At 60.9% G+C, this 26,406-nt stretch carries 25 protein-coding genes and 1 tRNA gene; 15 read left to right on the forward strand and 11 right to left on the reverse strand.

Translation table 11 applies throughout. The features are described 5' to 3' along the window. Positions 1–103: 103 nt before the first annotated feature. The gene (locus tag RHSP_RS18685) at positions 104–808 is read right to left on the reverse strand and encodes a pyrimidine 5'-nucleotidase (protein ID WP_004120886.1); all 705 of its coding nucleotides are present in this window, start codon (positions 806–808) and stop codon (positions 104–106) included. A gap of 217 nt (positions 809–1,025) precedes the next feature. Between RHSP_RS18685 and RHSP_RS18690 the strand changes: the two genes are divergently transcribed. Further along, on the forward strand, positions 1,026–1,796 hold the full coding sequence (locus RHSP_RS18690) for an isocitrate lyase/PEP mutase family protein (RefSeq protein ID WP_004120887.1): 771 nt from the start codon (positions 1,026–1,028) through the stop codon (positions 1,794–1,796). A gap of 50 nt (positions 1,797–1,846) precedes the next feature. Here the strand turns inward: RHSP_RS18690 and argB are convergent, their stop codons facing one another. Then, entirely contained in the window at positions 1,847–2,734 is an 888-nt protein-coding gene (argB, locus tag RHSP_RS18695; RefSeq protein WP_004120889.1) for an acetylglutamate kinase, read from the reverse strand. A 180-nt stretch (positions 2,735–2,914) separates the two neighbouring features. Between argB and RHSP_RS18700 the strand changes: the two genes are divergently transcribed. From RHSP_RS18700 to RHSP_RS18710, 3 genes are all read left to right on the forward strand, one after another. Continuing rightward, positions 2,915–3,454 (forward strand): sigma-70 family RNA polymerase sigma factor, encoded by a 540-nt coding sequence (locus tag RHSP_RS18700; RefSeq protein ID WP_004120891.1) that lies wholly within the window; start codon positions 2,915–2,917, stop codon positions 3,452–3,454. After that, positions 3,451–4,164, forward strand: coding sequence for an anti-sigma factor (locus RHSP_RS18705; protein ID WP_037152910.1), 714 nt, complete (start codon positions 3,451–3,453; stop codon positions 4,162–4,164). The genes RHSP_RS18700 and RHSP_RS18705 overlap by 4 nt, the downstream gene beginning before the upstream one ends. A gap of 107 nt (positions 4,165–4,271) precedes the next feature. Next, entirely contained in the window at positions 4,272–4,829 is a 558-nt protein-coding gene (locus RHSP_RS18710; RefSeq protein WP_004120896.1) for a fasciclin domain-containing protein, read from the forward strand. 75 nt (positions 4,830–4,904) lie between these two features. On the opposite strand, the gene yihA is transcribed toward RHSP_RS18710, so the two are convergent. Beyond that, positions 4,905–5,564, reverse strand: a complete 660-nt coding sequence (yihA, locus tag RHSP_RS18715) for a ribosome biogenesis GTP-binding protein YihA/YsxC (protein ID WP_004120899.1) — start codon at positions 5,562–5,564, stop codon at positions 4,905–4,907. A gap of 180 nt (positions 5,565–5,744) precedes the next feature. Here yihA and RHSP_RS18720 point away from each other — a divergent pair, with 180 nt between their 5' ends. Both RHSP_RS18720 and RHSP_RS18725 read left to right on the forward strand, forming a co-directional pair. Next, a complete protein-coding gene (locus RHSP_RS18720; protein ID WP_037152942.1) occupies positions 5,745–6,575 on the forward strand; it encodes an AraC family transcriptional regulator in 831 nt (276 codons plus the stop codon). Positions 6,576–6,680: 105 nt separating this feature from the next. Beyond that, complete coding sequence (locus RHSP_RS18725) at positions 6,681–7,637, forward strand: alpha/beta hydrolase family protein (RefSeq protein WP_004120905.1); 957 nt, start codon at positions 6,681–6,683, stop codon at positions 7,635–7,637. A gap of 100 nt (positions 7,638–7,737) precedes the next feature. Here the strand turns inward: RHSP_RS18725 and yidC are convergent, their stop codons facing one another. From yidC to rpmH, 3 genes are read right to left on the reverse strand one after another with little or no spacing between them, the layout of a single operon-like run. Further along, positions 7,738–9,549 (reverse strand): membrane protein insertase YidC, encoded by a 1,812-nt coding sequence (gene yidC, locus RHSP_RS18730; protein ID WP_004120907.1) that lies wholly within the window; start codon positions 9,547–9,549, stop codon positions 7,738–7,740. After that, entirely contained in the window at positions 9,549–9,950 is a 402-nt protein-coding gene (gene rnpA / locus RHSP_RS18735) for a ribonuclease P protein component (RefSeq protein WP_004120912.1), read from the reverse strand. The genes yidC and rnpA overlap by 1 nt, the downstream gene beginning before the upstream one ends. 25 nt (positions 9,951–9,975) lie before the next feature. Continuing rightward, positions 9,976–10,110, reverse strand: coding sequence for a 50S ribosomal protein L34 (gene rpmH, locus RHSP_RS33860; protein ID WP_041677194.1), 135 nt, complete (start codon positions 10,108–10,110; stop codon positions 9,976–9,978). Between the two features lie 413 nt (positions 10,111–10,523). On the opposite strand from rpmH, the gene RHSP_RS18740 reads away from it, so the two are divergent. The 3 genes from RHSP_RS18740 to RHSP_RS18750 all read left to right on the forward strand — a co-directional run bounded on the left by RHSP_RS18740 (position 10,524) and on the right by RHSP_RS18750 (position 14,426). Further along, positions 10,524–12,533 carry a methyl-accepting chemotaxis protein gene (locus RHSP_RS18740; RefSeq protein WP_037152945.1) on the forward strand — a complete coding sequence of 670 codons (2,010 nt, stop codon included), beginning with the start codon at positions 10,524–10,526 and terminating at the stop codon, positions 12,531–12,533. A gap of 170 nt (positions 12,534–12,703) precedes the next feature. Continuing rightward, positions 12,704–14,224 carry a sensor histidine kinase gene (locus RHSP_RS18745; protein ID WP_037152915.1) on the forward strand — a complete coding sequence of 507 codons (1,521 nt, stop codon included), beginning with the start codon at positions 12,704–12,706 and terminating at the stop codon, positions 14,222–14,224. A 125-nt stretch (positions 14,225–14,349) separates the two neighbouring features. Continuing rightward, positions 14,350–14,426: transfer RNA gene (locus RHSP_RS18750), tRNA-Arg, on the forward strand. 120 nt (positions 14,427–14,546) lie between these two features. On the opposite strand, the gene RHSP_RS18755 is transcribed toward RHSP_RS18750, so the two are convergent. From RHSP_RS18755 to RHSP_RS18765, 3 genes are all read right to left on the reverse strand, one after another. Then, positions 14,547–15,449: a GNAT family N-acetyltransferase gene (locus tag RHSP_RS18755; RefSeq protein ID WP_004120922.1), complete on the reverse strand. Its 903-nt coding sequence runs from the start codon at positions 15,447–15,449 to the stop codon at positions 14,547–14,549. A gap of 337 nt (positions 15,450–15,786) precedes the next feature. After that, positions 15,787–17,343, reverse strand: a complete 1,557-nt coding sequence (locus RHSP_RS18760; RefSeq protein ID WP_037152918.1) for an MDR family MFS transporter — start codon at positions 17,341–17,343, stop codon at positions 15,787–15,789. Then, on the reverse strand, positions 17,340–17,789 hold the full coding sequence (locus RHSP_RS18765; protein WP_037152921.1) for a MarR family winged helix-turn-helix transcriptional regulator: 450 nt from the start codon (positions 17,787–17,789) through the stop codon (positions 17,340–17,342). Before RHSP_RS18765 ends, RHSP_RS18760 begins: the two co-directional genes overlap by 4 nt. Positions 17,790–17,927: 138 nt before the next feature. On the opposite strand from RHSP_RS18765, the gene RHSP_RS18770 reads away from it, so the two are divergent. The 6 genes from RHSP_RS18770 to RHSP_RS18795 all read left to right on the forward strand — a co-directional run bounded on the left by RHSP_RS18770 (position 17,928) and on the right by RHSP_RS18795 (position 24,423). After that, positions 17,928–18,404: a BA14K family protein gene (locus RHSP_RS18770; protein ID WP_004120930.1), complete on the forward strand. Its 477-nt coding sequence runs from the start codon at positions 17,928–17,930 to the stop codon at positions 18,402–18,404. 290 nt (positions 18,405–18,694) lie between these two features. Then, positions 18,695–19,393, forward strand: coding sequence for a class I SAM-dependent methyltransferase (locus tag RHSP_RS18775; RefSeq protein WP_037152951.1), 699 nt, complete (start codon positions 18,695–18,697; stop codon positions 19,391–19,393). A 12-nt stretch (positions 19,394–19,405) separates the two neighbouring features. Continuing rightward, complete coding sequence (locus RHSP_RS18780) at positions 19,406–20,050, forward strand: TetR family transcriptional regulator (RefSeq protein ID WP_037152924.1); 645 nt, start codon at positions 19,406–19,408, stop codon at positions 20,048–20,050. 225 nt (positions 20,051–20,275) lie between these two features. Next, the gene (locus tag RHSP_RS18785; RefSeq protein ID WP_004120934.1) at positions 20,276–21,157 is read left to right on the forward strand and encodes an aldo/keto reductase; all 882 of its coding nucleotides are present in this window, start codon (positions 20,276–20,278) and stop codon (positions 21,155–21,157) included. Between the two features lie 588 nt (positions 21,158–21,745). After that, the gene (locus RHSP_RS18790) at positions 21,746–23,050 is read left to right on the forward strand and encodes an alpha/beta hydrolase (protein ID WP_004120937.1); all 1,305 of its coding nucleotides are present in this window, start codon (positions 21,746–21,748) and stop codon (positions 23,048–23,050) included. A gap of 335 nt (positions 23,051–23,385) precedes the next feature. Beyond that, positions 23,386–24,423: a 4-hydroxyproline epimerase gene (locus tag RHSP_RS18795; protein WP_004120939.1), complete on the forward strand. Its 1,038-nt coding sequence runs from the start codon at positions 23,386–23,388 to the stop codon at positions 24,421–24,423. A gap of 201 nt (positions 24,424–24,624) precedes the next feature. Here RHSP_RS18795 and RHSP_RS18800 read toward each other — a convergent pair whose 3' ends face one another. Together RHSP_RS18800 and RHSP_RS18805 are read right to left on the reverse strand one after the other, a co-directional pair. Next, positions 24,625–25,059 (reverse strand): RbsD/FucU family protein, encoded by a 435-nt coding sequence (locus tag RHSP_RS18800; protein WP_037152927.1) that lies wholly within the window; start codon positions 25,057–25,059, stop codon positions 24,625–24,627. Then, positions 25,043–26,290: an ROK family transcriptional regulator gene (locus RHSP_RS18805; RefSeq protein ID WP_004120954.1), complete on the reverse strand. Its 1,248-nt coding sequence runs from the start codon at positions 26,288–26,290 to the stop codon at positions 25,043–25,045. Before RHSP_RS18805 ends, RHSP_RS18800 begins: the two co-directional genes overlap by 17 nt. Positions 26,291–26,406: the final 116 nt, after the last annotated feature.

The following is a 26,406-nucleotide window of genomic DNA, read 5'->3' on the forward strand; positions in this document are numbered from 1 at the left end:
TTTCGTGTCGAGGAATGGTCAAACGATACGGCTGGCCGTTAAAAACGACCAATTAAACCTCTGTAACGCGGATGAAACTTTTGTAACCCGTCCTGATGACTGGTTAAACCAGCGCCTTGAGGAAAGTGGTGAGGTCGTCGGTCACATAGTCGATGTGGTCGTCCTCGCCGGTCGTGCGCTCCCACCATTCGACGATGGCAGTCTCGAGGTTCCGCGGTACGAGCAGCACGGTCTTCATGCCGAGCGCCTTGGGTACGGTGAGGTTGCGCGGCAGGTCCTCGAACATCGCCGCCCTCTTCGTATCGACGCGATTGAGGCTCATGAACTTGTCATAGGTACTGCCGGCGGGCTTGGGCACAAAATCGGCCGCAACGATATCGAAGATGCCGTCGAAATTGTCGAGGATGCCGAGCGCGCCGGCGGTCGCCTCGGCGTGCTTCACGCTGCCGTTGGTGAAGATGAACTTGCGTCCGGGCAGCGCCTTGATGGCGGCTGCCAGCTCCGGCTGCGGCGTCAGCGCCGAGTAGTCGATCGCATGGGCCTTTTCCAGGAAGTCATTGGGGTCGATGCCGTGATGGATCATCAGCCCCTGCAGGGTCGTGCCATGCTCCAGATAATACTGCTTCTGCAGTTTGCGCGCGTCCTCCCGCTCCATTTGCAGCAGAGCCGAAACATAGGCCGTCATGTTCTTGTCGATCTGCGCGAAGAGATCGACGTGATGCGGATAGAGCGTGTTGTCGAGATCGAACACCCAATCGCGGATATCGGAGAAGTCTGTAGGTTCGGATAGCGTTTTTGTCTGGCTCATGGCCGCGTTATGACATGCCGCCTCCGCCCAGGAAAAGGAAAATATTCATGCTGCAGCCTATGGGGCCGCTGATGGAGATTGCCGGTTGATCCAATGCCGACTATGTTTCCACCATTGATTTCCGGGGTTTTGCTCTATTTGCCAGGTGAGGGAGGGCTTACGCTCTTCCAGGGTGTGGAGAGAAAATTGCCCGGCCGGGCTTTTCGGAGGGGATGCGATGAGTCAGGTGGAAAAGGCGCAGGAGTTCGCGCGGCTGCACAAAAAAGGCGAGCCGCTAATCCTTTTCAATATTTGGGACGCCGGTTCGGCGAAGGCAGTCACGGAGGCGGGCGCGAAAGCTCTGGCCACGGGTAGCTGGTCGGTCGCCGCCGCCAACGGCTTCGGCGACGGTCAGGCCATTCCGCTATCGCTGCTGGCGGTCACCGCCAAGCTGATTTCGGTGACGAGCCACTTGCCTCTGTCGGTCGACTTCGAGGGCGGCTATGCCGTCGAGCCCGAGGAAGTCGCCGCCAATGTCGAAAAGATCATGGATCACGGCGCCATCGGCATCAATTTCGAAGATCAGGTGATCGGCGGACACGGCGTCCATCCCATCGAGACGCAAGTCGCCCGCATTCGCGCCATCAGGGAAATGGCCGACCGGCGCGAACTGCCGCTCTTCATCAACGCCCGCACCGATCTCTTCCTCCAGGAAAGCGATACGGCGCATCACCAGATCCTGCTCGATGATGCCTATCGCCGCGCCGATGCCTTTGCCGAGGCGGGCGCCAACGGCTTCTTCGCCCCCGGTCTTGTCGACCCGGAGCTGATTGGGGCGCTCTGCGAACGCTCGTCGCTGCCGGTCAATATCATGGTGCGCCCGACGACACCCGATAACGAGACCATGGCTGGTCTGGGCGTCAGCCGCATCAGCTACGGCCCGGCGCCCTATCGTTCGGTCATGGGAATGCTGAAGAGCGAGGCCGAAGCAATCTATCGGCACAATTGATTGATAGGACTGCAAGCGCTCCGTGGGACACCAGGGAGCGCTAACCTCTATCAGGGAACGATCAGCGTGCCGGCGCCGCGCTCGGTGAAGATTTCGAGCAGCACCGAGTGAGCCGTCTTGCCGTTGAGGATGACGACGCCCTGAACGCCGGCCTTGATGGCGTCGATGCAGGTTTCGACCTTCGGGATCATGCCGCCGGAAATCGTGCCGTCGGCGATCAGCGCATGCGCCTGGGCGACGGACAGTTCCTTGATGAGCTGGCCCTGCTTGTCGAGGACGCCCGGAACGTCCGTCAGGAACAGCAGGCGCGTGGCGCTGAGCGCACCGGCGATCGCACCGGCAAAGGTGTCGGCGTTGATGTTGTAGGTCGCGCCGTCACGGCCGGGAGCGACCGGAGCGATGACGGGGATCATTTCCGACTTGGCAAGCAGGTCGAGCAGCGTGCGGTCGACTTCAACCACTTCGCCGACGAAGCCAAGATCGAGCACGCGCTCGATGTTGGAATCCGGATCCTTGATGGTCTTATGCGCCTTTTCGGCGAAGACCATGTTGCCGTCCTTGCCGCAAAGACCGATCGCCCATTCGCCGGTCTGGTTGATCAGCGCGACGATTTCCTTGTTGATCGAACCGGCAAGCACCATTTCGACGATTTCGACCGTCTTGGCGTCGGTGACGCGCAACCCGCCTTCGAATTTCGATTCGATGCCCATCTTCGTCAGCATGGCGCCGATCTGCGGGCCGCCGCCATGGACGACGATCGGGTTGACGCCCGACTGCTTCAAAAGCGCGATGTCGGCCGCGAATGCCTTGCCGAGCTCGACATTGCCCATGGCGTGACCACCGTATTTCACGACGATGGTCTTGTTTTCGTAACGCTGCATGTAAGGCAGCGCCTGTGCGAGCAGGCTGGCTTGGAGTTCGCTGTGGGCTTCGGACATGATGCATCCTTCGAGAATGTTCGCGGCCTTTTATCTCAAGTTTTTGACAGAGGGAATAATGCTGTCGGCATAAGTTGATGCAGTGTCACACTAGCGCCGTCAAAATTGATCGCGTCGGCGAGCTTGCCAGGCGGCGCTTTTCTCTTAAAGATGGCATAGGTGTCGCGACCGGGGAGTTGGATGGCAACCGAGGAGATGGAAGCGCTTATCGGCCGCGTCGCCATGCGTGACCAGAAGGCCTTCGCCGCGCTCTACAAACGCACAAACCCGAAACTCTATGGTGTTTGCCTGCGTATCATCGGCAACAGGGCGGATGCGGAAGAAGTCTTGCAGGAAGTCTACATCAAGATCTGGCAGCGGGCCGAACAGTTTTCCGCCGCGGAAGGGTCGGCAATATCCTGGCTGACAACGATTGCGCGCAATCGTTCCATCGATTTTGTCCGCGCCCGCAAGCCGGTGGCTGACGAAATCGATGCCGCCTATGATCTTGCCGACGGAGAACCCGACCCCGAAGAACAAGCAGTCGTGAAGGGAGAGGGGAGGCGGATTGACAGCTGCATGGAAGAGTTGGAAGCTGATCGCGCCCGGGCTGTTCGCAGCGCCTATGTCGAGGGCTTGAGCTACCAGGAACTCGCCGATCAACACTCGGTACCTTTGAATACCATGCGCACCTGGCTGCGCCGGAGCCTGATAAGACTAAGAGAGTGCATGGACAGATGAGTACGCCCGATCAAAGCAAGGGAGGCCGCTCCCGAGACGAAGTCCTGGCAGGAGAATACGTGCTTGGCGTGCTCTCGCTGGAGGATCGGCAGAAGGTCGAGCGCCGCATGCGCAGCGATCGCCAATTTGCCGCCATCGTCAGCCGATGGGAGCAGAACCTCTCGGAATTCAATGAGGAATACGAAGCGGCGACGCCCGCGGCTACGGTATTCCCGAAGATCGAAAAGCGGATTTTCGGAGAAGTCGCCCGCGGCGCCTATCTCTGGAATTCGCTTCTTCTCTGGCGCTCGGTCGCCTTCGGTTCGCTGTTTCTCGCGGCCGGGGTTCTGGTCTTTGCCATTACGAACGAAAGCGCCTTGCGTCCCTCCCCAGGCAAGCAGCTCTCCGCATCCCTTGCCGGCCAGAACAGCCCCATCAATCTTCTTGCCAATTATGACGTCGCCAACAGGCGTTTGAAGGTGACGCCGGTCGCTGCGGGCAAGTCCGGCGAGAAGTCGCTGGAGCTCTGGCTGATTCGCGGCAGCGATCCAGCCGAGGCGCTGGGCATCCTGCCGCAGACCGGCGATGGCGAAATCACCCTGTCGCCGGACCTTCACGGTAAGTTGACAGAGGGCGCCATCATCGCCGTCAGCGTCGAGCCCTTCGGCGGCTCTCCGACCGGCAAACCCACGGGCGATGTGATCGCGTCCGGCACGATCCACTTGCCCTGACGAATTTCGCCTCGCGAAAGGCAACAGCGGCTGAAACTCTTTTTGATGCGCTCCGTATCTTTTTCCGACCCCGACTGATCGGGGTAACAAGAGGAAGAGGAAACGTTATGATCAAGACCGTGTTTCGCGTTGCCGCCGTCGCCGCAATGCTGTCTGCCGCCGCCAGCCTTGCCTATGCCAAGGATCCCATGGTGGGCGGTGCGGCGATGTACGCCAGCAAGAACATCATTCAAAACGCCGTGAATTCGAAGGATCACACGACGCTGGTCGCTGCCGTGAAGGCGGCCGGTCTCGTCGACACCCTTGAAGGCAAAGGCCCCTTTACGGTCTTTGCTCCGACCAACGAAGCCTTCAAGCAACTGCCGGCCGGCACTGTGGAAACGCTGCTGAAGCCGGAGAACAAGGAAAAGCTGGTCAAGGTGCTGACCTGCCATGTCGTTGCCGGCGATGACATGGCCGCCGCCCTCAAAAAATGGACTATGAGCAAGGGTGGCGAATACGACCTGAAAACGGTCGGCGGCTGCACAATCAAGGCCATGGACAAGGGCGGCAAGCTGACGCTGACCGACGAAGCCGGCGGCACCGCTCACATCACCATCGCCGACGTCAAGCAGTCGAACGGCGTCATCCATGTCGTCGACAAGGTGTTGTTGCCGAAAATGTGATCCTCTGCGGCAACACGGCCGTCGCTCCTGCCTGGCGGCGTAGCGAGCGGCGGCTTCATTCGGCCGGCACGTTTTTCAGACCTGGATGCCGACCGTGAGGCCAATGGCCTCGCGCAGTTCCTGAAGGCCCACGCCCTTTTCCGAGGAGGTGGCGAGAATACCGGGATAGGCGGCGGGGCGCTTGCGGATTTTTTCCGCGGTGTCGGCGAGCAGTTTCGGCAGGCCCGCTTCCTTGATCTTGTCCGTCTTGGTGAGCACGATCTGATAGGAAACGGCGGCCTTGTCGAGCAGGTCGAGGACCTCCGCGTCGTTCTTCTTGATGCCGTGGCGGCTGTCGATCAGCACGTAGACGCGCTTCAGCGTCGTACGCCCGCGCAGATAGTCGAACACCAGCTTGGTCCAGGCATCGACCTGATCCTTCGGCGCTTCTGCATAGCCATAGCCGGGCATGTCAACCAGCGCCATCGGCGGCAGGTCGCCGCCTTCACCGGAAAAGCCGTCGGGGACGAAATAGTTGAGTTCCTGGGTGCGCCCCGGCGTATTCGAGGTACGCGCCAGGCCCTTATGTCCGACCAGCGCATTGATCAGCGACGACTTGCCGACGTTCGAGCGCCCGGCAAAGGCCACTTCGAACGGCCCTTCCGGCGGCAGGAACTTCATCGACGGTACGCCGCGGATGAAGATCCACGGACGCCCGAAAAGCGGCTTGTCATCTTTTGTCGTCTGGTCGGCCATGCTCTCGGTCTTTTGCTTGGATTAGGGGATTGGCTTCGGGGTTTTATCCGCGAAAGTCAAGTTTTGATCGGCGAGCCGAGGCCGGCCGCGCGATGGCGCCTGCGGAATTCGATGCCATCGGCGCAAAATGCGCAATTGCTGCACCACACGGCCGCGAGGGCCGTGCTAAGGCTCGACACCATGAAGACTGCAACGGAACAGAGCTATCGCCGCCGCATCGCCAGGGTCATTGAAGCGATCATGCTTGATCCTTCGGCGCCGCATTCCATCGAAAGCCTGGCCGCCGTCGCCCATTTCTCGCCGTTTCATTTTCATCGGCTCTACCGGGCGATGACGGGTGAAAGTGTTGCTGCCACGATCCGGCGCGTACGGCTTGCGCAGGCGGCATATCAGCTGGTTGCAAACCCGGTTTCGATAACGGAAGCGGCGCTTGAGGCCGGCTACGACAGTTCGCAGAGTTTCGCTCGCGCCTTTCGCAGCCTGACAGGCCTCAGCCCGACGGAGTTTCAGATGCAGCAACAGTCGATTGCGGCAAACCTGCCATCGGTCGCGGTTGGCGATCGGCCGCACGTCACGATATTCGGCTTGTCGCACGAAGGCCCGGCTCAGACGATCCCGCACACTTACCGCCGTCTCGCGCTGAAATTATCGGAACGAGGGTTGGACTGGAGCGATCTCACCCGCATCGGCGTTGGCTCCGGCGATCCGGAACAGGACGAGGGGTTTCGCTATTTTGCCGGCGTAGTACTTCTGGAAAATAGCCCTGTCACGGAAGGGCTCGAGCGATGCGATGTGGCAGGAGGCCGTTATGCCTGCTACAGGCTCGTCGGACCCTATGCGCTGATTTCCTCGACCTTCCAGACACTGTTCGGCAGCTGGCTGCCGCAAAGCGGTTTCGAGCCAGATGACCGCCCGGTCATCGAGCTCTATCTCAATCATCCAACCAAGGTGATGGAGCATGAAATCGCCACCGATCTGCTGATCCCCATTCGCGTCGCCAGTACCACCTAGGCACTCTCTATCGTTGACATCCCAACCCTGAGCGAACGGCTGGCCGTGAAACGGTTCGCCGACGCTTGTTCTTTTGACTTTCATCATCCTGTCCGGAGAAGAAAAATGCGCATTTCGAAAATTGGGTTTCTCATCGCCTTCGCCTTGACTTCAATATCGGCTCAAGCCGCAGGCCTGGCGTCGATCAACGTGCCGGCTAGCGACGGTAGCCCCGCCTTGAGCGGCTTCGTCTGGTCGCCCTGTGCGACGCCGCCTGGCGAGGTGCAACTGGGGCCAGTTGCACTGTCCGCCGTGCGCGATTGCCCGATTGCAGGCGAGAAGCTGCCGTTGGTGATCGTGTCGCATGGACATGGCGGCGGCTCCCTCAATCACCACGATACGGCGGAAGCCTTGGCGGATGCGGGTTTTCTGGTGGTCGCGTTAAACCATCCCGGCGACAATTTCTCCGATCTCAGCCGGGCGGGCGAGATCTCGATCATGTTCCAGCGACCAGCGGATGTTAAGCACCTGCTCGACTTCATCCTCGGCAAGTGGTCGGGCGCGGCAAAGGTCGATCCCGATCGCATCGGCTTCTTCGGCTTCTCGCGAGGCGGCTATACCGGTCTCGTGCTTGCCGGCGCGGTTCCTGATTTTCGCGATCCCACAGTGCCTTGCCCAGAACCTGCCCCCATTTGTGGCGAAATTCGCCGGAATGAAATACCGGCTGAGCCGCTTGCCCGCGACGAGCGCATAAAGGCGCTCGTGCTTGCCGATCCGTTGAGCTTCTTTACGAACAAGGAGAGCCTGAAGGCTGTCGATGCGCCCATTCAGCTCTGGAGTTCGGAGCATGGCGGCGATGGCGTGCTGCCGGCGAGCGTTGCGGCACTGGCCGCCAATCTGCCTGGCAAGCCCGACTTCCACGTCGTGCCCGCCTCCGCCCATTTCGCCTTCCTGGCGCCATGTCCGCCTGCTTTGGCCTCATCGCAGCTGGAGATCTGCAAGGATCAGGATGGGTTCGACAGGGTCTCGTTTCACAGGTCGTTCGATGCTGAGCTCCTGGCCTTTTTCCGTCGGCACCTCTGAGCACGTCCGCATCCGAAGTGCTGTCCCAAACCTGCGCCTCATCTCGGCGGCAAACCCATTGCAGAAAAAGAAAAGCCCCGCCGAAGCGGGGCTTTTGCATTTATTTCGATGGCGCCGGTTTTCGTTTGAAGAGGCCCTTCAGATTGTCGAAGAGCTCCACCTTCACGCCGTGACGCTTCATGATGATCGACTGCTGGATCACCGAGAGGGTGTTGTTCCAGGCCCAGTAGATCACGAGACCGGCCGGGAAGCTTGCCAGCATGAACATGAACACCAGCGGCATCCAGTTGAAGATCATCGCCTGGGTCGGGTCCGGCGGCGTCGGGTTCATGCGCATCTGGAAGAACATGGTGACGCCCATGATCAGCGGCCAGACGCCGAGATGCAGGATGGTCGGGGCTGCGAAGGGCAGCAGGCCGAAAAGGTTGACGATCGAGGTCGGATCTGGGGCGGAAAGGTCCTGGATCCAGCCGAAGAACGCCGCGTGGCGCATCTCGATGGTGATGTAGATCACCTTGTAGAGCGAGAAAAAGATCGGGATCTGCAAGAGTACCGGCCAGCAACCCGCGATCGGGTTGATCTTCTCTTCCTTGTAGAGCTGCATGGTTGCCTGCTGCAGGGCCATGCGGTCGTCGCCGAATTTGGCCTTCAGCTCTTCCATCTTCGGCTGTACGCGCTTCATGTTCGCCATGGAGGCATATTGCCGGCTGGCAAGCGGGAAGAAGAGCGCCTTGACCACGATGGTGGTGCAGAGAATGGCGACGCCGAAGTTGCCGAAGAAGCGGAAGAAGAAATCCATCAGCTTGAACATCGGCTTGGTGATGAAGTAGAACCAGCCCCAGTCGATCAGACGGTCGAAGCGCGGGATCGAGTAGCTGGTCTCGTAACGGTCGATGACCGGAACTTCCTTGGCGCCGGCGAAGACGAGGTTCTTCAGCTCGATCGACTGGCTGGGAGCGACCGTGATCGCATCCTGCTTGTAATCGGCCTGATAACGCGGCGTGCCGTCGGCAAAGTGCGAGAAGCGGGCGTCATAAGCCGTTGACTGCGGCGGGACGATGGTTGCGGCCCAGTATTTGTCGGTCATGCCGAGCCAGCCGCCGGTCGACTTTGCAGGCGTCGTGGCTTCCTTCTCGGTCGATGCATATTTGGTCTCGATCAGGCCGTCATCGCCGATGACGCCGATGAAGCCTTCGTGCAGAACGTAGGCGGAAGGCGTCTCGGGCTTGTTGTAACGGGTGACGCGGCCATAGCTCGACAGCGAAACCGGAGCCTGGCCGCCATTGGCGATCTTGTCGGTGATCGTGAACATGTAGCGATCGTCGACGGAGATGGTGCGCGAGAAGGTGATGCCCTTGTCGTTGGTGTAGGACAGCGTCACCGGCGTTTTGTCGGTGAGCTTGTCGCCGCTTGCGAGCTTCCACACGGTCGAAGGGCCGGGGACTGCGCCGGTCGCGTCGCTGCCGACATAGCCGAGCTCCGTGAAGTAGCCGTCCTTGGTGTCGGCCGGGCTGAACAGCGTGATGATCGGGCTGCTCTTGCTGACGGTCTCGTGATAGGCCTTGAGCTGCAGGTCGTCGAGGCGGGCGCCTTCCAGGTTGATGGAGCCGGACAGCGCAGGCGTATCGATCGTAACGCGCGCTGACGACGTCTTGCCGACCGATTGATCGCGCGTCAGCACCGACGCGGCGTTCTGGCCGCCTGCCGGCAGCGAACCGCTGACCGGAGCAGTGCCCGTGCCCGCAGCCGCTGGCTGCGTCGTCTGGGCCTGCTGCGCCTGCTGATGCGCCTTGGCAGCCTGCTCGGCCTGACGTTGCGCTTCAAGGCGCGGGTTCATGTAGAAAAACTGCCAGCCGAGAACAATCAGCACGGACAGTGCAATTGCTATGAAGTAATTGCGGTTGTTTTCCATCATACTTTCCTGGAGCGGTCCGTTTCCGACCGCCGATGTTTCGGCCTGTTTTCGATGCGGCTAACGAGTTCGCTTGCCAGTTTTTCGAAAGGTGCGGTCAGCACATCGCGCCGCGCGACAACCACATAGTCGTGTCCGGGCTGCATTGCAAACCCGGCATGAAGACGCACGGCTTCTTTCAGCCTGCGCCGCATGCGATTGCGCTCCACTGCGTTGCCATGTTTTTTGGTAACGGTAAAACCAACGCGGGGGTCGGCGTCGGCAAGCTTGCGGTCCAGCATCTCGATAAGGAAGAAGCTGCCTCTGCGCTTCTCGCCTTCGCGGACTGCAAGAAACTGCGGCCGGCTTTTCAGCCGCCCGACAGTCTTTTTGGGTCGTTCATTCGTCAATTTGCCCGCCATCCTGGATTATCGGGCACTTCGGCCCTTAGGCCGAAAGACGCTTGCGGCCGCGGTTACGGCGAGCGGAAAGAACCGCACGGCCGCCCTTGGTAGCCATACGGGCACGGAAGCCGTGACGACGCTTGCGGACAAGCTTGGATGGTTGATAGGTACGCTTCATTTATTTAAACACCGCGGAGTGCGGCCCTTCTTGAGCTTTGCTTCAATAGCAAGGAGCGTTGTTGATTATGACGAACGGACTTGGCCCGCAGATGCAGGCTCCATGACCGAACGTGCGCGGGCTTATAAGGATCAGGACCCCCAAAGTCAATTATACCGGCGCAGATTCCTTGAAACTCGGGATTTCGGGGCGTGGTCAGGCAGTCGTCGCGGCTTGATTTAGCGCTCCGCCGGTCGATGGTGCGGCGGCAACATAATTCAGGAATTACTGAAATATTGAGCGGAAATAGTATTAAATCCAGGTATTTTGATTAAAAATGCCGCAAGATAACATTAATGAATTTAGCCGATATCTAGATCCATACTGGCAAAACCCGCCGATTTTGGGGGATGCTGTCAGCAGTGGGGGATATCTTGAAAATACGCGGCAAAGTCAATCTGCTTGTATTCGTCATGACCGGGGCGGCGCTTCTGATCGGCGCCACTACTCTTTATGCGCTGCATCAATATGATCAGAGATTGCAGAGTTACGAGCAGACAGCCAGCCGCGCCTATATGGGTGAGCACCTCAACCGTTATGTAACTGCGGTGGTCATGGAATCCCGCGGCATCTATGCGGCCGCTTCGGCAAAGGATGCCAAGAGCTTCGCCGATGGGCTGACGGCCGATCTCGACGAGATCGACAAGGTTCTGGCCTCCTGGTCGCCGCTGGTTCCGGATGCACAGAAAGCAGATTTCGCCAAATTGCAGGCTCGCGCCCAGGAATTTCGCGGCTTCCGCACGGAGACGGCTCGTCTCGGCGTGACGGAAGGTCCGGATGCGGCCGGCAAGCAGGGTAACAATGAAGCGAACCGTGCCAACCGCAAGGCTTTCCAGGCCGAGATCGATGCCGTCGTTCAGGCAGATAAGGCTGAGCTTGCCAAGGCGGAAGCCGAGATTGCAGTCTTCCACGAGAGCATTCTGTGGGTCGTCCTCAGCATCATGATCGCGGGCATCGGCGCCGGCGTCGGGCTGGGAGCCTACATCGGCACCGTTCACCTGAGCCGCCCGATCCGCAAGGTGACCGAGGCGATCAAGAAGGTTGCCGACGGCCATTTCGATATCGAAGTCCCGTTTGCCGGTCGAGGCGATGAAATCGGCGAGATGGCAGCGGCCGTCGACGTCTTCAAGGAAAACGGCAACGCCGTGCGCCGCATGAATGCCGAGGAAGCGGCCATGCGCGCCAGAAGCGACGAGCTGCAGTCCAGTATGTCGCTGGCCGTTTCGGCCGCTGCCGCCGGTGATTTCAGCCGCCGCATCGACAAGGATTATGGTGACGCCAATCTCAATCGCTTCGCCACCAATGTGAATGAGCTGCTTGTCAGCGTCGATGTCGGCATCGGCGAGGTCCGTCGCGTCATTGCAAGCCTGGCCGAAGGCGATCTGACCCAATCGATGAAGGGCGAATTCCAGGGCGCCTTCGCGGAATTGCAGCAGAACGTCAATGCGACGCTCGCGACGCTGAAGAGCACCATGCGCGAGGTGCGCGAGACCACCGGCTCCATCAACTCCAATACCAACGAACTTCGCCACGCCAGCGACGACCTGTCCAAGCGTACAGAACAGCAGGCAGCGGCTCTCGAGGAAACCTCGGCGGCGCTCGATCAGATCACCTCGGTCGTCCAGAACTCGACGGAGCGGGCGCGTGAGGCGAGCGTCATGGTGGGCGAGGCCAAGGAAGATGCCGCTCGTTCCGGCACCGTGGTCCGCAACGCGATCGATGCCATGGGCCGCATCGAGCAGGCGTCGGGCGAAATCAGCCAGATCATCGGCGTCATCGACGATATCGCCTTCCAGACCAATCTGCTGGCGCTTAACGCCGGCGTCGAGGCAGCGCGCGCCGGCGAGGCGGGCAAGGGCTTTGCGGTCGTTGCTCAGGAAGTGCGCGAGCTTGCCCAGCGCTCCGCCACGGCCGCCAAGGACATCAAGGCGCTGATCGGCAAATCCGGCGGCGAGGTGCAGGTCGGCGTCAAATTGGTGCAGGCGACCGGCGAGGCGCTCTCGACCATTGAAGCGCGCGTGCTCAAGATCAACGATCACATCCATTCCATCGCCACTGCGGCGCGCGAGCAGGCGACCGGTCTGTCGGAAGTCAACAAAGCCGTCAACCAGATGGACGAAGTCACGCAGCGCAATGCGGCCATGGTCGAGGAGACCTCGGCTGCGACCCATCGCCTGGCGGGCGAGGCCGACGGTCTCGTGCGCCTTGTGTCCCGCTTCAAGGTCGATGGAGGCAACGTCTCCGCTCCGGTGCCCGCGCGCGCCGAAACGCATCGACCGACGGCATCGCCGGCGCGCCGGATGATCGACAAGGTCGCAACGGCTTTCGGCGGCAGCGCCGCCCGTGCGCCGGCCGCCGCCGCGCAGAATTGGGAAGAGTTTTGATCTCTTCGCGAGGGGGAGAGAAGCGGCTGCGCTGAGCGCTGCCGCTCTCTTTGCCGGCGCTATCGTGGTCTCAGGGGCGGGACGCGATTGGAAAAAAGCCCGCAATCGCCTATTATACCGTTTCGACAAGTCGCCATCAGGTCGCTTTGCGGCGAAGCGGGACAATTGAAATGGACAGTGAGCAGGGCAGGAGCGCCGCAAAGGACGGCAAGGCCGAGAAGGTCGGCCTATCCAGGCTTTGCAGGCCGACCGGCATCTTCGGCGGGCTCTCGGGCAAGCTCCTTATCCTCACCGTCGTTTTCATGTCGATGGCGGAAGTGCTCATCTTCGTGCCTTCTGTCGCCAATATGCGGTTGCGCTGGCTGGAGGATCGGCTGAGCACGGCCGCTGCCGCCGCCATTGCCATTGACGGCCTGCAGACGGCCGAGTTGCCGCGCGCGCTGCAGAAGGAAACATTGATGGCCACCGGCACGCGGGCCATCGTTCTGCGCAAGGACGGCACCTCGCGTCTGCTGGCGACGGCCGAGATGCCGGCTTCGGTTGACGATATGTATGATCTGAGCGACGTGTCGCAGCCGACCGCCATCAGGGACGCGCTCGACACTTTGATCTTCGGCGGCAATCGGATCATTCGCGTCTTCGGTCCGGTCGGCGGCGATGCGGGCACCGGCATCGAGGTAGTACTGAAGGATACGCGCCTGCGCAATGCGATGCTTGCCTATTCCCGCAGCGTCTTCCTCGTTTCAATTCTGATTTCGCTCTTCACCGCGACGCTGATCTTCTTTGCGATCAACCGTATCATGATCCGCCCGATCCGCCGTCTCACCGACAGCATGCAGGCCTATTCCGACGATCCCGAGGATCCAAGCCGTGTTCTCGTGCCCGACCAGGGGCGCGACGAGCTTGCGGTGGCCGGCCGCCATCTTGCGGCCATGCAGACACAGCTGCAGAAGACGCTGAAGCAGCAGAAAAATCTCGCGGCACTCGGTCTCGCCGTCTCGAAGATCAATCACGACATGCGCAATATCCTGTCGGCCGCGCAGCTGATGTCGGACCGGCTGGTCGATGTCGACGACCCGATGGTCAAGCGCTTCGCGCCTAAGCTGCTGCGTACCATCGATCGTGCCGTCGGCTACACGACCGAAGTACTCTCCTACGGCCAGACCTCCGAATCAGCGCCGCGCCGGCGCAAGATTCGTCTCATGGAGTTGATCGTCGAGGTTCGCGATATTCTGGCGATCGATCCCGAAAGCGGCGTAGAATTCATCGAGCAGCTCGGCCCCGACCTGGAAGTCGATGCCGATAGTGAGCAACTGTTCCGTATCATCCATAATCTCTGCCGCAACGCTCATCAGGCGCTGATTGCCTCCAGCGATGCCGAACCCGACAGCATGAAGCGCATCACGGTCTCGGCGCATCGAATCGGCAGCGTCGTCAGCATCACCGTCGACGACACCGGCCCCGGCATGCCGCAGAAGGCGCGGGAGAATCTCTTCACCGCCTTTCGCGGCTCCGCCCGCTCCGGCGGCACAGGCCTTGGTCTTGCGATCGCCCGCGAGCTGGTGCTTGCCCATGGCGGCACCATTGCGCTCGTGGAAAAACCGGCTGCCGGAACGCAGTTCCGCATCGAAATTCCCGACCGCCCGGTATCCCTCGACGATTACCGCAGCAAAAGCTTGCAAGAAAACTGATTGTTTTCAGATACTTGTCGGTATCTTGCACGAAAATCGCGATCTTTTTCACAAATCCACTTGCATTCCCCCAAGGGACCCTTTAGAGAACCGCCCACACCGAACGGTTTCTTCCGTTTCGGCACGCACCCGTAGCTCAGCTGGATAGAGCACCAGACTACGAATCTGGGGGTCAGGAGTTCGAATCTCTTCGGGTGCGCCATTTTCCTATCATTATGCAAAGTAAGTCGAGCGCCTTGTTCAAGGTTTGGCGCATTCCGGTGATCGATAAGGCTTGGAATCGAGATCGCCATTCCGCCTTGCGGCACCAGCAGATGACGGATCACATAAAGCCTGGATTCCTCGGCAGATATTGAGTCCAGTCGCCATAGCCGGGCGATGCCATCAGTAACATCGGAAAGGTGATCCGCATGCCCTGGTTGATTGCAAGGCTCAAGGCGCTGTCACATGTGCCTGGCAGGAACGCCGATATCTTCTCAGCAGAGCCATCTGCCGCCACTTTCAACACAGTCGCAAATGCATCATGAAGATAGTCAGGTCGCGTGACCGCGAGGGGACCAATGTGCCCGCTGGAGCCGATATAGCCATAGCCGACGATATCATTGCCAGCGCAGAGCAAAGTTCCTGCGGTCGTCGGATCGTCGAGCAGATAGCGGTGATGCTTCTTCCGCGAGACGCCTATGGCACAGGAATCGATCTCGGCAAGATTTTCCATCGTCGCGGCGCTGTTGTCGATAGCGATGGCACGCAATGGCGGCTCCGGCAGCGTCTGCCTTATCCGTTCGCGCGCGGCATTGAAAAAGTAGATCGGCATCTTGGGAAAGAGGCCGTGCCGCATGTAAAGGCCCTGCGAAACACGATTGAAGGTGAACGTAATAAGTGCCTTGTGAGCCGCTCCTGATTTCCGGGCGTGCTCCATGGTTCGTTCCAGGAGTTCATTCCCGATGCCCTGGCCCTGCCGGGCGGGATCGACGAACAGCTGGGCAAGGAACCAAACATTGCCGCAAACCCAACTCCAGGCAAAGCCGAGGATTTCCCCGCCGTCTTCCGCGACCCATAGTCCATCGGGGTCGTCCTTGAGTGAAAACAGCTGAAAGTTAGGAGGGCTTGCCGTCGCCATCAGGCCGAAGCCATGCCGCACGCTGAGATCGTTGATGCTGGCAACCACCAGAGCATCGGTCGCGGCCAAATCGTCTGCGCAAGCAGGTCTGTAAACAAGCGGCATTGGATAACCCCCGCAAATGTTTCCCCGACAGAGCGCGAGCCGCAACGCAAATCATATCGGCTACCCACGATTACCGTATCGGATGCCGCTGCTTCGCTTTCTGCCCCCTTCGGTCCCGACAGGAAAAACCGGAAGCCTGATGTTTCTCGCTCCGAGCGCGATCCTTCGAGCCTAAGGCTGCGATAATAGCATACGAGTTCTCAGTTTCATCCTGCCCGGAGTGCCGTTTTCATCCTCTTGTAAATTGAGAGCATGACCCGTTGCATCGCGGAAGGGCTCCTTTCCGCAGGCTAAGCCGGGCTTGTCATTGGGTGATTGCAGTTGTCGCGGGCGTCGATCAACCCTGGCGCTGCGCTTCCTGCCCATGATCCGTCGCCAATGGCAACTCCGGCAGGAAGAGCAGCACGATCAGCGCCAGCGCCACAATCGCCGTTCCTGTTGCAAAGGTCATGGCGATTGCGTGGCGATAGAGCGCTATTGCCGCGGCATGGGCCTCCGGCGAGGCCGTGGCAAGCTGCTTCATGCCGGCCTCGGTGAGTGACGACACATGCACGCCATCAAGCGCGCCGGAGGCATTCTGCACGCGATAGGCCAGGATGGCGCCTGAGCCGGTAACGCCGATGAGGCCGCCGAGCGAGCGGAAGAAAGCCAGCGTCGCCGTGCCTACGCCACGATGGGCAAGAGGCAGGGCATTCTGCACCGCGATCGTCATAGTGGGCATCACCAATCCAAGTCCCAGGCCGAGAGCGAAGACGGCGGGCTCTATGATCCCGAAACCCTGGCTGGTGGCCGCGGCCCAGGAAAGGATTGCGAAGGCCACCGTCGCAAGGCTGAGGCCGCAGAGCTGCGCCGGCTTGTAGCGCCCGAAGCGATGCAGCAGCACGCGCCCGTTGACCATGGAAGAGATGACGACGCCGATCATCAGCGGGCCGGTCAGCAAGCCGGAATGCGAGGCGCTGACGCCCATGACCATCTGGAAGAACAGCGGAAAGAACAGACTTGCTCCGAGCATCCCCATGAACGTCAGGGCCAGGACGATGCAGGCGACGACAAACAACCTGTTGCGGAAGAGATCCGGCGGCAGCACCGGTTCTGGCTCGCGCCGGACGTGAAGGATGAAAAGAATGCAAAGTACGAGGGCGACGGCCGACAGCGCGAAAATCTCGGGCGAATTCCAGGCCCATTCGTTGCCGCCGAGCGCCAGCACCAGCAGGAAGCTCGTCGTGCAGCCCGTCAGCAGCGCGGCGCCGAGATAATCGATGCGACGGCTGCGAGACTGGTGGGGACGCTTGAGCGCGCGGCCGATCATCACAAGGGCGACGGCGCCGATCGGCAGGTTGACGTAGAAGATCCAGTGCCAGGACAGCAGATCGGTGATAATGCCGCCGGCGATGGGGCCGATGACGCTGCAGATGGCGAAGACGGCGGCGATCGAGCCCTGATTGCGCCCACGCCGAGCCGGCGGCACGAGGTCGCCGATGATGATCTGTGCCAGAGGCATCAAGCCGCCGGCGCCGATGCCCTGGATCGCCCGGAAGATGATGAGCTGCATCAGCGTCTGCGCCATGCCGCTCAGAACGGAGCCGAGCAGGAAGATCAGGATTGCCGCATAGATCATCGGCTTGCGGCCATATTGGTCGCTGAGCTTGCCGTAGAGCGGCATGGTACTGGTGGAGGCAAGCACATAGGCGCTGACAACCCAGGAGAGGTGCGTCAGCCCGCCGAGATCGCTGACGATACGGGGCAGGGCGGTGGCGACGATGCTCTGGTCGATGGCGCCAAGACCGAGAACGATCATCAGGCCGAGAATGACGGCGCGGATTTCGCGGCGATCTGGCGGATCGTCCGCTGCGGGTGTCGCTTGCGGAGCTGTTTGCAGGCGCTCACTGCTCATTGTCCGATCTCCTCGAGCGGCGCGATCGCGGCCCGAATGGCGGCCCGCGCTTCGGGCGACAGCTTGGCCAGTTCCGATGCGAGCCAGTCGGTCCGCTTCTGTTTCAGAGCCTGTATGAGCTCTTTGCCCTTTTCGGTTGCGATCAGGCCGTTGCGCCTGCGGTCGCTGGGGTCCGGTTCCGAGCGCGTAACGAGACCGTCCCGCTCCATCGCCTTCACATGTCCTGAAATTGTCGGCCCGCGCAGCTTCTCCATCCGCGCCAGTTCGGCAACGCCGATGCCCGGTTGTCGTATGACGGCAACGAGCAGCAGGGCATGCAGCGGCGACAGTCCCGGATCGTCGCTTTCTCGGCGCAGCTGTCGGTACAGGCGATGCAGCGCCGGGCGCAACGCCTCGGCAAGGGCATGGGCCTCTTCGAGCCCGGGATGGCGATCGGTCTGGGGCATAGAGTCTTGGATCTCAATAGATAGGTAGATTTCCTATCTATATGCGCAGGCTGCGTACTTGCGCAAGTGATAATATTGTGAAACTTTTTCAATCATTACGCGTTGTTCATCCGTGCTGCGACTCAAGAGGAGAAAGCTGTGAAACGACTTCTGACAACGGTAACCGTGACCGCATTGAGTGCCCTTTTGGCGATTTCGTCCTTTGATCCGGCCGTTGCAGGACCGATCCAGCCGATGGTTCAGCCGGCGGCCACACAGGCGATCGGCCAGCCTTCCGGCGTCATCGACGTGCAGTATCGTCACCATGACAGGCGCTATCGCCCGCACCACCGCCCTCATTATCGTCCTGGCTACCGCCCGCATCATCGGCCGGGCTACTGGCATGGCCATCGGGGCTACCGCCACGCACGCCCAGGCTATCGCCGTTATAGCGATGGCTGGTGGTATCCGATGGCTGCCTTTACTGCCGGTGCAATTATTGGCGGGGCTGTTGCTCATCCGCCTCGCGGCAGCGCCCATGTTCGCTGGTGCGCCAGCCGCTACAAGACCTACCGCGCTTCCGACAACACCTATCAGCCGACCAATGGCCCTCGCCGCCAATGCGTAAGCCCGTAAGGTGCCGGCAGACTGAATGCATGTCGCCCTCTCCGCAGCCGTGGGGAGGGTTTTATTTCAGCCGTTGCGAGAAACTTCCACAGAGAGATTTGGCGCCGCCTGTTGCATCCGATAAGTTTTTGCACTAAATGCAAATTTATAACGGATAAATACGCAAAAATGCCCCGCGGCAGTACTTGCCTATTGGTGATTCTGGGTGGCCTAATGGCGTGATACGCCTTTCAAATGCCATGCTGCCCGGTCTTGATCGCGCCACATTCTATATCGCAGCCGGAGATTGGATTCGCGGAATGACGACAAAGACATCATGCGCTGATTTCGTGCGGTTCTTTCGCTCTTGGGTGAGCGATCCGATGCGGGTTGCGGCGGTCGCGCCTTCGGGTGAGCGGCTAGCCAGGCTGATGACGCAGGAGATCGATCCGCTTGACGGCCCCGTCCTCGAACTCGGTCCCGGCACCGGTGTTTTCACGCGGGCTCTGCTGGCGCGCGGAATTCCGGAAGACGCCCTCACGCTCGTCGAATTCGGCGAGGAATTTGCCGTTCGTTTGCGGCAGCGTTTTCCCGAGGCCCGGGTGGTGCAGATGGATGCGGCGCAGCTCGGCCATTGCGGTCTGTTTGACGATGCTCCTTTCGGTGCCGTTGTCAGCGGCCTGCCGCTTCTGTCCATGTCGCCTTCGAAAGTCGCCGCCATTGTCGGCGGTGCCTTCGCGGTGATGAAACCGGGCGGAGCCTTCTATCAGTTCACTTATGGCCCGCGCTGTCCGATCCAGCGGCCGATCCTCGAAAGCCTGGGCTTGAAGGGCACCCGCATCGGCGGCACGGTGCGCAATATCCCGCCGGCTGGAGTTTACAGGATATCGCGGCAAGATCCGCTGGAACTCTCGATCAATGGCGCCGAATCTCGTAGCACCACGAACATCGCGGCAATCGGCGCCTATGCGCAGGAGGCCGGCCAGACCAGTACGGGGCGACCCGAAGCGAATGCATAATGGGGGGAGCTGATGGCGGATATCGATGGCGCGGTGAGGGAAGGCCGGCGCGAACGGAAGCGCCGCCAGACCCGCGAGCGTATCGAGACCACTGCATTGAAGCTCTTCCTCGCGCGCGGCTTCGACAGCACGACTATCGAAGATATCACCGAGGCGGCCGATGTTTCCAAACGCAGCTTCTTCGATTACTTCCCGAGCAAGGAAGATGTGGTCGCGGCCTGGCAGGATGGTTTTGCCGGCGAATTGATCGCTGCCGTCGCTGCCCAGCCTGTAGATGCACCGCTGGTCGACGTCATCGAGACGGCAATCAATGCGGCCCTGCGGGCTACGATCTCCGATCCTCAGCACCTTGCCATCGCCATCTTGATCCGGGACACGCCAGCGCTTCGGGCCCGGGATCAGCTGAAATACGCCAAGCTTGAACGAAAGCTCACGGAGGCGCTGCATGCCCGCTCGTCCGGCGCGGAGGGGGAGCGGCTCCGCTTGAGCGTGCTTGCCGCCGCCGTTGTCAGCATGTTGCGTATCGGCGGTGAACGCTGGAACGGCGCGCAGAACGATCTGCCGCTGGAAGAGTTCGCTTCCGGCATGTTCCATGAGCTTTGGGCGGCTCTTGCCGATCTGGGCGTGCTGGCACGCCGGCATACGTCGGCCCGGTGATCCCGAGCGATTAACCGGCAGCCGCGGACAGGTTTTGACCGCGCCATGTCGGAAAGATGGATTTGTCGGCGGCAATGCATTGCATATGCCGAATGGCAGACCCATCTACCGCAGGTCGCGACCCGATTTCCCCCTTCGCGAACAGCTCGCTTTGCTCGACAGATCCCGACCGCTCCGATGGCGGGAACTCCGGATATATTCTTAGATCAGTAGAGGGACATAACCATGCCAGATTTCGACGCAGCCAAGTCCGGTCAATTCAAGATCGGCGGTGATCTTCCCGTCCATCGTCTCGGCTTCGGTGCCATGCGCATCACGGGTGCCGGCATCTGGGGCGAGCCTGCCGATCACGACGAAGCCATCCGCACCCTGAAGCGCCTGCCGCAGCTCGGCATCAACTTCATCGACACGGCCGATTCCTACGGTCCCGACGTTTCCGAACGTTTGATCAGGGAAGCGCTTCATCCCTATGGCAAGGATTTCGTCGTCGCCACCAAAGGCGGATTGACGCGAACCGGCCCGGATGTCTGGGTGCCTTTAGGTCGTCCGGAGTACTTGATCCAGCAGGCCCACAAGAGCCTGCGCAACCTTGGCGTCGACCGCATCGACCTCTGGCAGCTCCATCGCATCGATTCCAAGGTGCCGGCCGCCGAGCAATTCGATGCCGTAAAATCCCTGATCGACGGCGGTATCATCCGCCACGCAGGCCTGAGCGAAGTCTCCGTTGCCGACATTGAGGCCGCGTCGAAGCACTTCAAGGTGGCGACGGTGCAGAACCGCTACAATCTCGTCGAGCGCACCAGCGAAGATGTGCTCGACTACTGCCAGAAGCACAATATCGGTTTCATTCCCTGGTTTCCGCTGGCCGCGGGCGATCTCGCCAAGGAAGGCTCGCTTCTCGATACCATCGCCAAGAAGCATGGCGCGGCGCCGAGCCAGATCGCGCTTGCCTGGGTGCTGAAGCGCAGCCCGGTCATGCTGCCGATCCCCGGAACGGGCAAGGTCAAGCATCTCGAGGAAAACACCGCGGCCGTCAACATCGTGCTCTCCGATGAGGAGTTTGCGGCATTGGATGCCGAAGGCCGGAAGGCGTTCAAGACGGCATAAGGCTCATGGTTTCGGCGCACGAAGCCGGAGCGACGATCCGGAAGCATAAGGGCGGCGGCGGAGACAGCATCTCTGCCGCCCCTTGCGCGCCTGGTGAGAGCGCATCCTGCTTCACGATCATGTGAACCCTGCATTCTTGGCGCCAGACGGCTTTAAAATAGGCGACGGAATGCTCCATTCGCCGGTGCTATGCAAGGTTTTCGGCTCATTTGGGTGTAAGCGTTGCGTACGGCGCATTGCTGCATTGCGAAAGCGGGCCTGTTCGCGCGTGTTCCGGCGTTATATCTGTTTACTCGAAGGCAGCGCACCTCCTCCTCCCAGCGCTCCTTCATTGATTGGCAACACTCCTCCTCCCAGTTGCCAATCCGGATCAAGAGCCTGACGCATCCTCCTCCCGCGTCGGGCTCTTTTTTATTCCCCACACTCCTGATGTTTCCGCCGCATCTTCCGTTCGGTCGCGGCGTTGCGCCTTTGCAATGACGATGCGAATTAGCATTGCTTCATGTGGTCGAGAACCGCTCTCTCTGCTTGCACCACAGGTGCCGATGCGTAGAGTGGCGCGATCGTTAGGCGTTGGAGAAGGGTTGCATGATGCAGCATGTGGAAGGTTCGGGCCGAAGGGGAGGCGTGTTTTTCCGAACCGTTGCCGTTGCTGTGACGCTATCGCTTGCAGCGTGCGGCCGCCCCGTCGGGGTCATGCAGCCGGTCGGCGAAAACGTGCCGGGGACCTCGAAGGTCGATCTGCTGGTCGCCACCACGCGCTTGCCGGACAAGGATCCGGCGATCCTGTTTTCGGGGGAGAGGGGTCCGGGGTTGAAGATCGACGCCGTCAGTATCTCCATCCCGCCGGAGGCCAATCGCAAGGTCGGCCAGGTGCAGTGGCCGAGCCGTCTGCCCGGCAACCCTCTGAAGAATTTCGTCACTCTTGCCGTCAAGCCGCTGGCGAGCGAAGCGGACGGGCGCGCCTGGCTGCATGCGGAACTACCGAAGGATCGGCGGGTGCTGATCTTCGTGCATGGCTTCAACAATCGCTATGAGGATGCCGTCTATCGCTTCGCGCAGATCGTTCACGATTCGCACGCCGATGTCGCGCCGATCGTCTTCACCTGGCCGTCTCGGGCGAGCATCTTCGATTACGCCTATGACAAGGAGAGCACGAATTATTCGCGCGACTCTCTGGAGGAGCTGTTACGCCGGGTCGCCGCCGATCCCGCCGTCGGCGATATCACCGTCATGGCGCATTCGATGGGGAGCTGGCTGGCGGTCGAATCGATCCGCCAGATGGCAATCCGCAATGGCCGCGTCGCGCCGAAGATCAAGAATGTCATTCTGGCCTCGCCCGATCTCGATGTCGATGTCTTCGGGCGGCAGTTCGCGGCACTCGGCAAGGACAAGCCGCATTTTACGTTGTTCGTCTCGCGTGACGACCGGGCTCTGTCGCTCTCACGGCGCATTTCCGGCAGTGTCGACCGTCTCGGCCAGATCGATCCTACCGTCGAGCCCTATCGCAGCGAGCTGGAAAAGCAGGGGATCACCGTGCTCGATCTCACCAAGCTCAAGACCGGCGATGGCTTGAACCACGGCAAGTTTGCCGAGAGTCCGGAAGTGGTGAAATTGATCGGAGCGCGGCTGATCGCCGGCCAGACGATCACCGATTCGGATGTTGGTATCGGCGATGCCGTCGGTGCTGTGGCTCTCGGCGCCGCGCAGACGGTGGGCAGCGTCGCCGGCGCCGCCGTCAGCGCTCCGATCGCCATCTTCGATCCCCGAACGCGTGCGAATTACGGCGAGCAATGGCGCCGCGCCGGCGCGTCCGCCGGCAACACGGTCGGCTCTCTCGGCGACAGCGTCGAGGCGACGGGCAACAATGTCGGACAGACATTGGGACAGTAGAATTTCGTCTTCGATCGAGGCTGCACCGCGTTGGTCTTCAGAACGCCATAGCCAGCCAACTCAATCTGATATATCACAGAGCCGCGCCATATCGGACATGGGGCAATTTGCGGGTAGGCTTTGGCATGGGCGAAAACAGGCTTACGGTTATCAGCGACGGCGATCGTGCCGAACCGGCTAGCCGCATGTACCGCCGGATAATCGTCGCGCCTGCGTTCCGGATGTCCGGCAGGCGGCTGGTCGGCGGCCATCTCGGCTTGATGCCCGCAGCAAAGAGCACTTGCATTGATGATCGATAGCGGTATCCCGCTATACGCTTGATTGGAGTAGTTGAAATGAGATGGAAGCGCACGATCCAGCTGCTGGACGTTCATTGCGAAGGCGAAATCGGCAAGGTTGCCATCGGCGGCGTGCCGAAGATCCCCGGCAACAGCATTGCCGAGCAGCTGCATTGGCTGAACACCGATCCGAAGGGGCAGGAACTGCGTCGCTTCCTCGTGCTGGAGCCGCGCGGTGCGCCGATCGGCTCGGTTAACTTGCTGCTGCCGGCCAAGCATCCCGAGGCCGATGCCGGCTTCATCATCCTCCAGCCGGACCAGGCGCATGCGAGCTCCGGCTCGAACTCCATCTGCGTGACCACCGCACTGCTCGAATCCGGAATCGTCGAGATGAAGGAGCCGGAAACCGTCGTCACGCTCGATACGGCTGCCGGCCTGGTTCGTGCCACGGCGACGTGCCGTGACGGCCGTTGCGAGAAGGTGCGGCTGACCATGGTGCCGTCTTTCGTGCATGAGCTGGACGTCGAACTCGACACGCCGCAATGGGGCAGGATCAAGCTCGACCTCTGCTATGGCGGCATCTTCTATGCGCTCGTCGATGTCGGCCAGATCGGCTCGAAAATCGAGAAGGCCAATGCGGCGGAGCTCGTTCAGGCCGGCATGGTCATCAAGGATGCGATCAATCGGGCGATGACGGTGGTTCATCCGGAAATTCCGGCGATCTCGGGCGTTGCCTATGTGATGTTCCGTGACATCGATGCCGATGGCGCCATCCGCACCTGCACGACCATGTGGCCAGGCCGCGCCGACCGCTCGCCCTGCGGCACCGGCAATTCCGCCAATCTCGCGACGCTGCATGCCCGCGGCAGAGCCAAGGTCGGCGATATCTTCAAGTCCCGCTCGATCATCGGTTCGGAGTTCGAGGTCGGTCTTCAGGCGGTGACCGAGGTCGCCGGCAAGCCGGCCATCATCCCCACCATCACCGGCCGCGGCTTCACCTTCGGTCTCAGCCAGGTGGCGCTCGATCCGTTCGACCCGATGGCGGAAGGCTTTGCCATGACGGACGTCTGGGGTCCTTCGGCGGGCGATATTTGAGGGCGAGTGAAGGCTCGGTTGCTCTAGGTCGGGCGGAGAGTTCAGCCCCTCACCGTGACCCTCTCCCCGCAGGCGGGGAGAGGGGACTACCTCTCAGTATCGTCTGAGCAATTGGCTGGAAAGAAGGCTGTGGGTGCCCCCATCCCCTTCGCCCCGCAATCGGGGAGAAGGTGGCCGATAGACCGGATGGGGGCGAGCCTGCTATTTTGCTGGATAGATCACGCCCTTGCGCAAAATGATATTCCCATAGAGCCGCGGCTCGCTGGTCTGGATCAGCGCATGCGCCTGCTTGACGCGATCGTAAAATTCCGCTGGCAGCAGTGGCACGACCTTGATGTCGGGCACATGCCGGGCGCAGCATTCGATCATTTCCGCATGAACGGGGTCGACGGCGTCACGATCCTGTTTGACGGTCGCCCGGAAAATCGCCTGCGGCACGAAATCGTCGATCGGCAGCACGCTCAGCACGGCATCGAGCACGCGGACGACGCCATGGCCATCGAGGCGGACGAGGCGGCGCCCGTGTTCGAGACCGGGATAATTGCCGTCCACGAGGGCGATTTCGTCGCCATGACCCATGGCGCGCAAGGTCGCCAGAAGCTCCGGGCTCAACAGCGGGTCAATGCCCTTCAGCATGCTCTATCTCCTTGAAGAGGACGTTTTGGTCGATGAGGTAATGTGCAAAGATCGGCAGGCTCGCGCCGCCGATCGCCCGTGCCTGCGGCCCCACTGCGCCCTCGATGATCTCGGGCATGATGACGCCCTGCAGATCCAGATCCGAGGCGGCCTTGATGGTGGCGCGCACCACCCGCTCCCGTACCCAATCAGGGAAGCCGCCATCGATGACGGCGGCGCTGAAATCGATGACCGAGGCGGCGGCGACGATCGCTTGTGCCAGTGCCTTTGCCGTATCCTGTATCCAGATCTCCAGCGGTTCGCCGAAATCGATCCAGTTGTCGGCGGAATACCAGAGAGGGCGCGAGTCGAGGCCGTGATCCCTCAACAGGTTCTCGAGCACGAAGATCGAGGCGATCTCCAGAAGCTGGCGGTTTTCGCCGTTGCGGCCGCGTACGGGCAGGGGGCCGAGGGCTCCGGCCGTGCCGGTGCGTCCGACGAAGATTGAGGAATTGAGCACGATGCCGCCGCCGATGAAGGAGCCGATAAAGAAATAGACGAAATCCGGATAATGCGCGCCGGCGCCGAAGACCAGCTCCGCGCCGCAGGCGCTGGTGGCGTCATTCTGCAGGAAGACGGGATAAGTCACGCGCGAGGCGATTTCGGTGCGCAGGTCGAAGCCGCGCCAGACATCCATGGCTCCGGGCGGCGCGCCGACCTGCTCGGCCCAGTTCCACAGCTCGAACGGCGCGGCGACGCCGATCCCAGCGAGCTTGCGGCGTTCCTCGTCGCTCAGGCGCCCCTCCAATTCCCTGATGCCGGCAGTCACGAAAGCGATGATCTCCTGCGGCAGCGGATAGGGATAGGTCTGATGAAGCTGCATCCTGATTCTGCCGACGAAATCCATCAACACGAGATCGGCGCTACGTCGGCCGATCTTGACGCCGAAGGAGAGCACGGCATCCGGATTGAGCCGCATGGGAATGGATGGCTGGCCGACGCGTCCGCGCACCGGCGCATCGCGCGATAGCAGCCCATCCTTCTCGAGCGCCCGCATGATGACGGAAACGGTCTGGGCGGATAGCCCGCTGCGCCTGGCGATATCGGCCTTCGACAGCGCACCGTGACGGCGCACGAGCGACAGCACGAGCCGCTCGTTGTGGGCGCGTACGCCAAGCTGGTTCGCGCCCCCGCTGGGGTCGAGAATCGCTGGCGTTGTGGGTGTGTCCTCCGGGTCGTGCACGAGAGACATGGGCCTGCTCCTTCCACCATGGCCATGCCTGATTTTTTTCCAGAATGCCACATCCAATTAATAATTCAATCCGATTTATTTATTGACAGATGGAAATCTTTAGGCTCAGATATAGG

Source organism: Rhizobium freirei PRF 81, from assembly GCF_000359745.1.
GTDB lineage: Bacteria > Pseudomonadota > Alphaproteobacteria > Rhizobiales > Rhizobiaceae > Rhizobium > Rhizobium freirei.

Bases quoted from the DNA above. Each gene is read 5' to 3' on its own strand.
- RHSP_RS18710 (WP_004120896.1), top strand. From the start codon at position 4,272: ATGATCAAGACCGTGTTTCGCGTTGCCGCCGTCGCCGCAATGCTGTCT.
- argB (WP_004120889.1), bottom strand. From the start codon at position 2,734: ATGTCCGAAGCCCACAGCGAACTCCAAGCCAGCCTGCTCGCACAGGCG.
- yihA (WP_004120899.1), bottom strand. From the start codon at position 5,564: ATGGCCGACCAGACGACAAAAGATGACAAGCCGCTTTTCGGGCGTCCG.
- RHSP_RS18720 (WP_037152942.1), top strand. From the start codon at position 5,745: ATGAAGACTGCAACGGAACAGAGCTATCGCCGCCGCATCGCCAGGGTC.
- RHSP_RS18795 (WP_004120939.1), top strand. From the start codon at position 23,386: ATGAGATGGAAGCGCACGATCCAGCTGCTGGACGTTCATTGCGAAGGC.
- RHSP_RS18785 (WP_004120934.1), top strand. From the start codon at position 20,276: ATGCCAGATTTCGACGCAGCCAAGTCCGGTCAATTCAAGATCGGCGGT.
- RHSP_RS18705 (WP_037152910.1), top strand. From the start codon at position 3,451: ATGAGTACGCCCGATCAAAGCAAGGGAGGCCGCTCCCGAGACGAAGTC.
- RHSP_RS18745 (WP_037152915.1), top strand. From the start codon at position 12,704: ATGGACAGTGAGCAGGGCAGGAGCGCCGCAAAGGACGGCAAGGCCGAG.
- RHSP_RS18765 (WP_037152921.1), bottom strand. From the start codon at position 17,789: ATGCCCCAGACCGATCGCCATCCCGGGCTCGAAGAGGCCCATGCCCTT.
- RHSP_RS18805 (WP_004120954.1), bottom strand. From the start codon at position 26,290: ATGTCTCTCGTGCACGACCCGGAGGACACACCCACAACGCCAGCGATT.
- RHSP_RS18700 (WP_004120891.1), top strand. From the start codon at position 2,915: ATGGCAACCGAGGAGATGGAAGCGCTTATCGGCCGCGTCGCCATGCGT.
- RHSP_RS18790 (WP_004120937.1), top strand. From the start codon at position 21,746: ATGATGCAGCATGTGGAAGGTTCGGGCCGAAGGGGAGGCGTGTTTTTC.
- RHSP_RS18780 (WP_037152924.1), top strand. From the start codon at position 19,406: ATGGCGGATATCGATGGCGCGGTGAGGGAAGGCCGGCGCGAACGGAAG.
- rnpA (WP_004120912.1), bottom strand. From the start codon at position 9,950: ATGGCGGGCAAATTGACGAATGAACGACCCAAAAAGACTGTCGGGCGG.
- RHSP_RS18755 (WP_004120922.1), bottom strand. From the start codon at position 15,449: ATGCCGCTTGTTTACAGACCTGCTTGCGCAGACGATTTGGCCGCGACC.
- RHSP_RS18800 (WP_037152927.1), bottom strand. From the start codon at position 25,059: ATGCTGAAGGGCATTGACCCGCTGTTGAGCCCGGAGCTTCTGGCGACC.
- RHSP_RS18725 (WP_004120905.1), top strand. From the start codon at position 6,681: ATGCGCATTTCGAAAATTGGGTTTCTCATCGCCTTCGCCTTGACTTCA.
- RHSP_RS18690 (WP_004120887.1), top strand. From the start codon at position 1,026: ATGAGTCAGGTGGAAAAGGCGCAGGAGTTCGCGCGGCTGCACAAAAAA.
- RHSP_RS18685 (WP_004120886.1), bottom strand. From the start codon at position 808: ATGAGCCAGACAAAAACGCTATCCGAACCTACAGACTTCTCCGATATC.
- yidC (WP_004120907.1), bottom strand. From the start codon at position 9,549: ATGGAAAACAACCGCAATTACTTCATAGCAATTGCACTGTCCGTGCTG.
- rpmH (WP_041677194.1), bottom strand. From the start codon at position 10,110: ATGAAGCGTACCTATCAACCATCCAAGCTTGTCCGCAAGCGTCGTCAC.
- RHSP_RS18775 (WP_037152951.1), top strand. From the start codon at position 18,695: ATGACGACAAAGACATCATGCGCTGATTTCGTGCGGTTCTTTCGCTCT.
- RHSP_RS18760 (WP_037152918.1), bottom strand. From the start codon at position 17,343: ATGAGCAGTGAGCGCCTGCAAACAGCTCCGCAAGCGACACCCGCAGCG.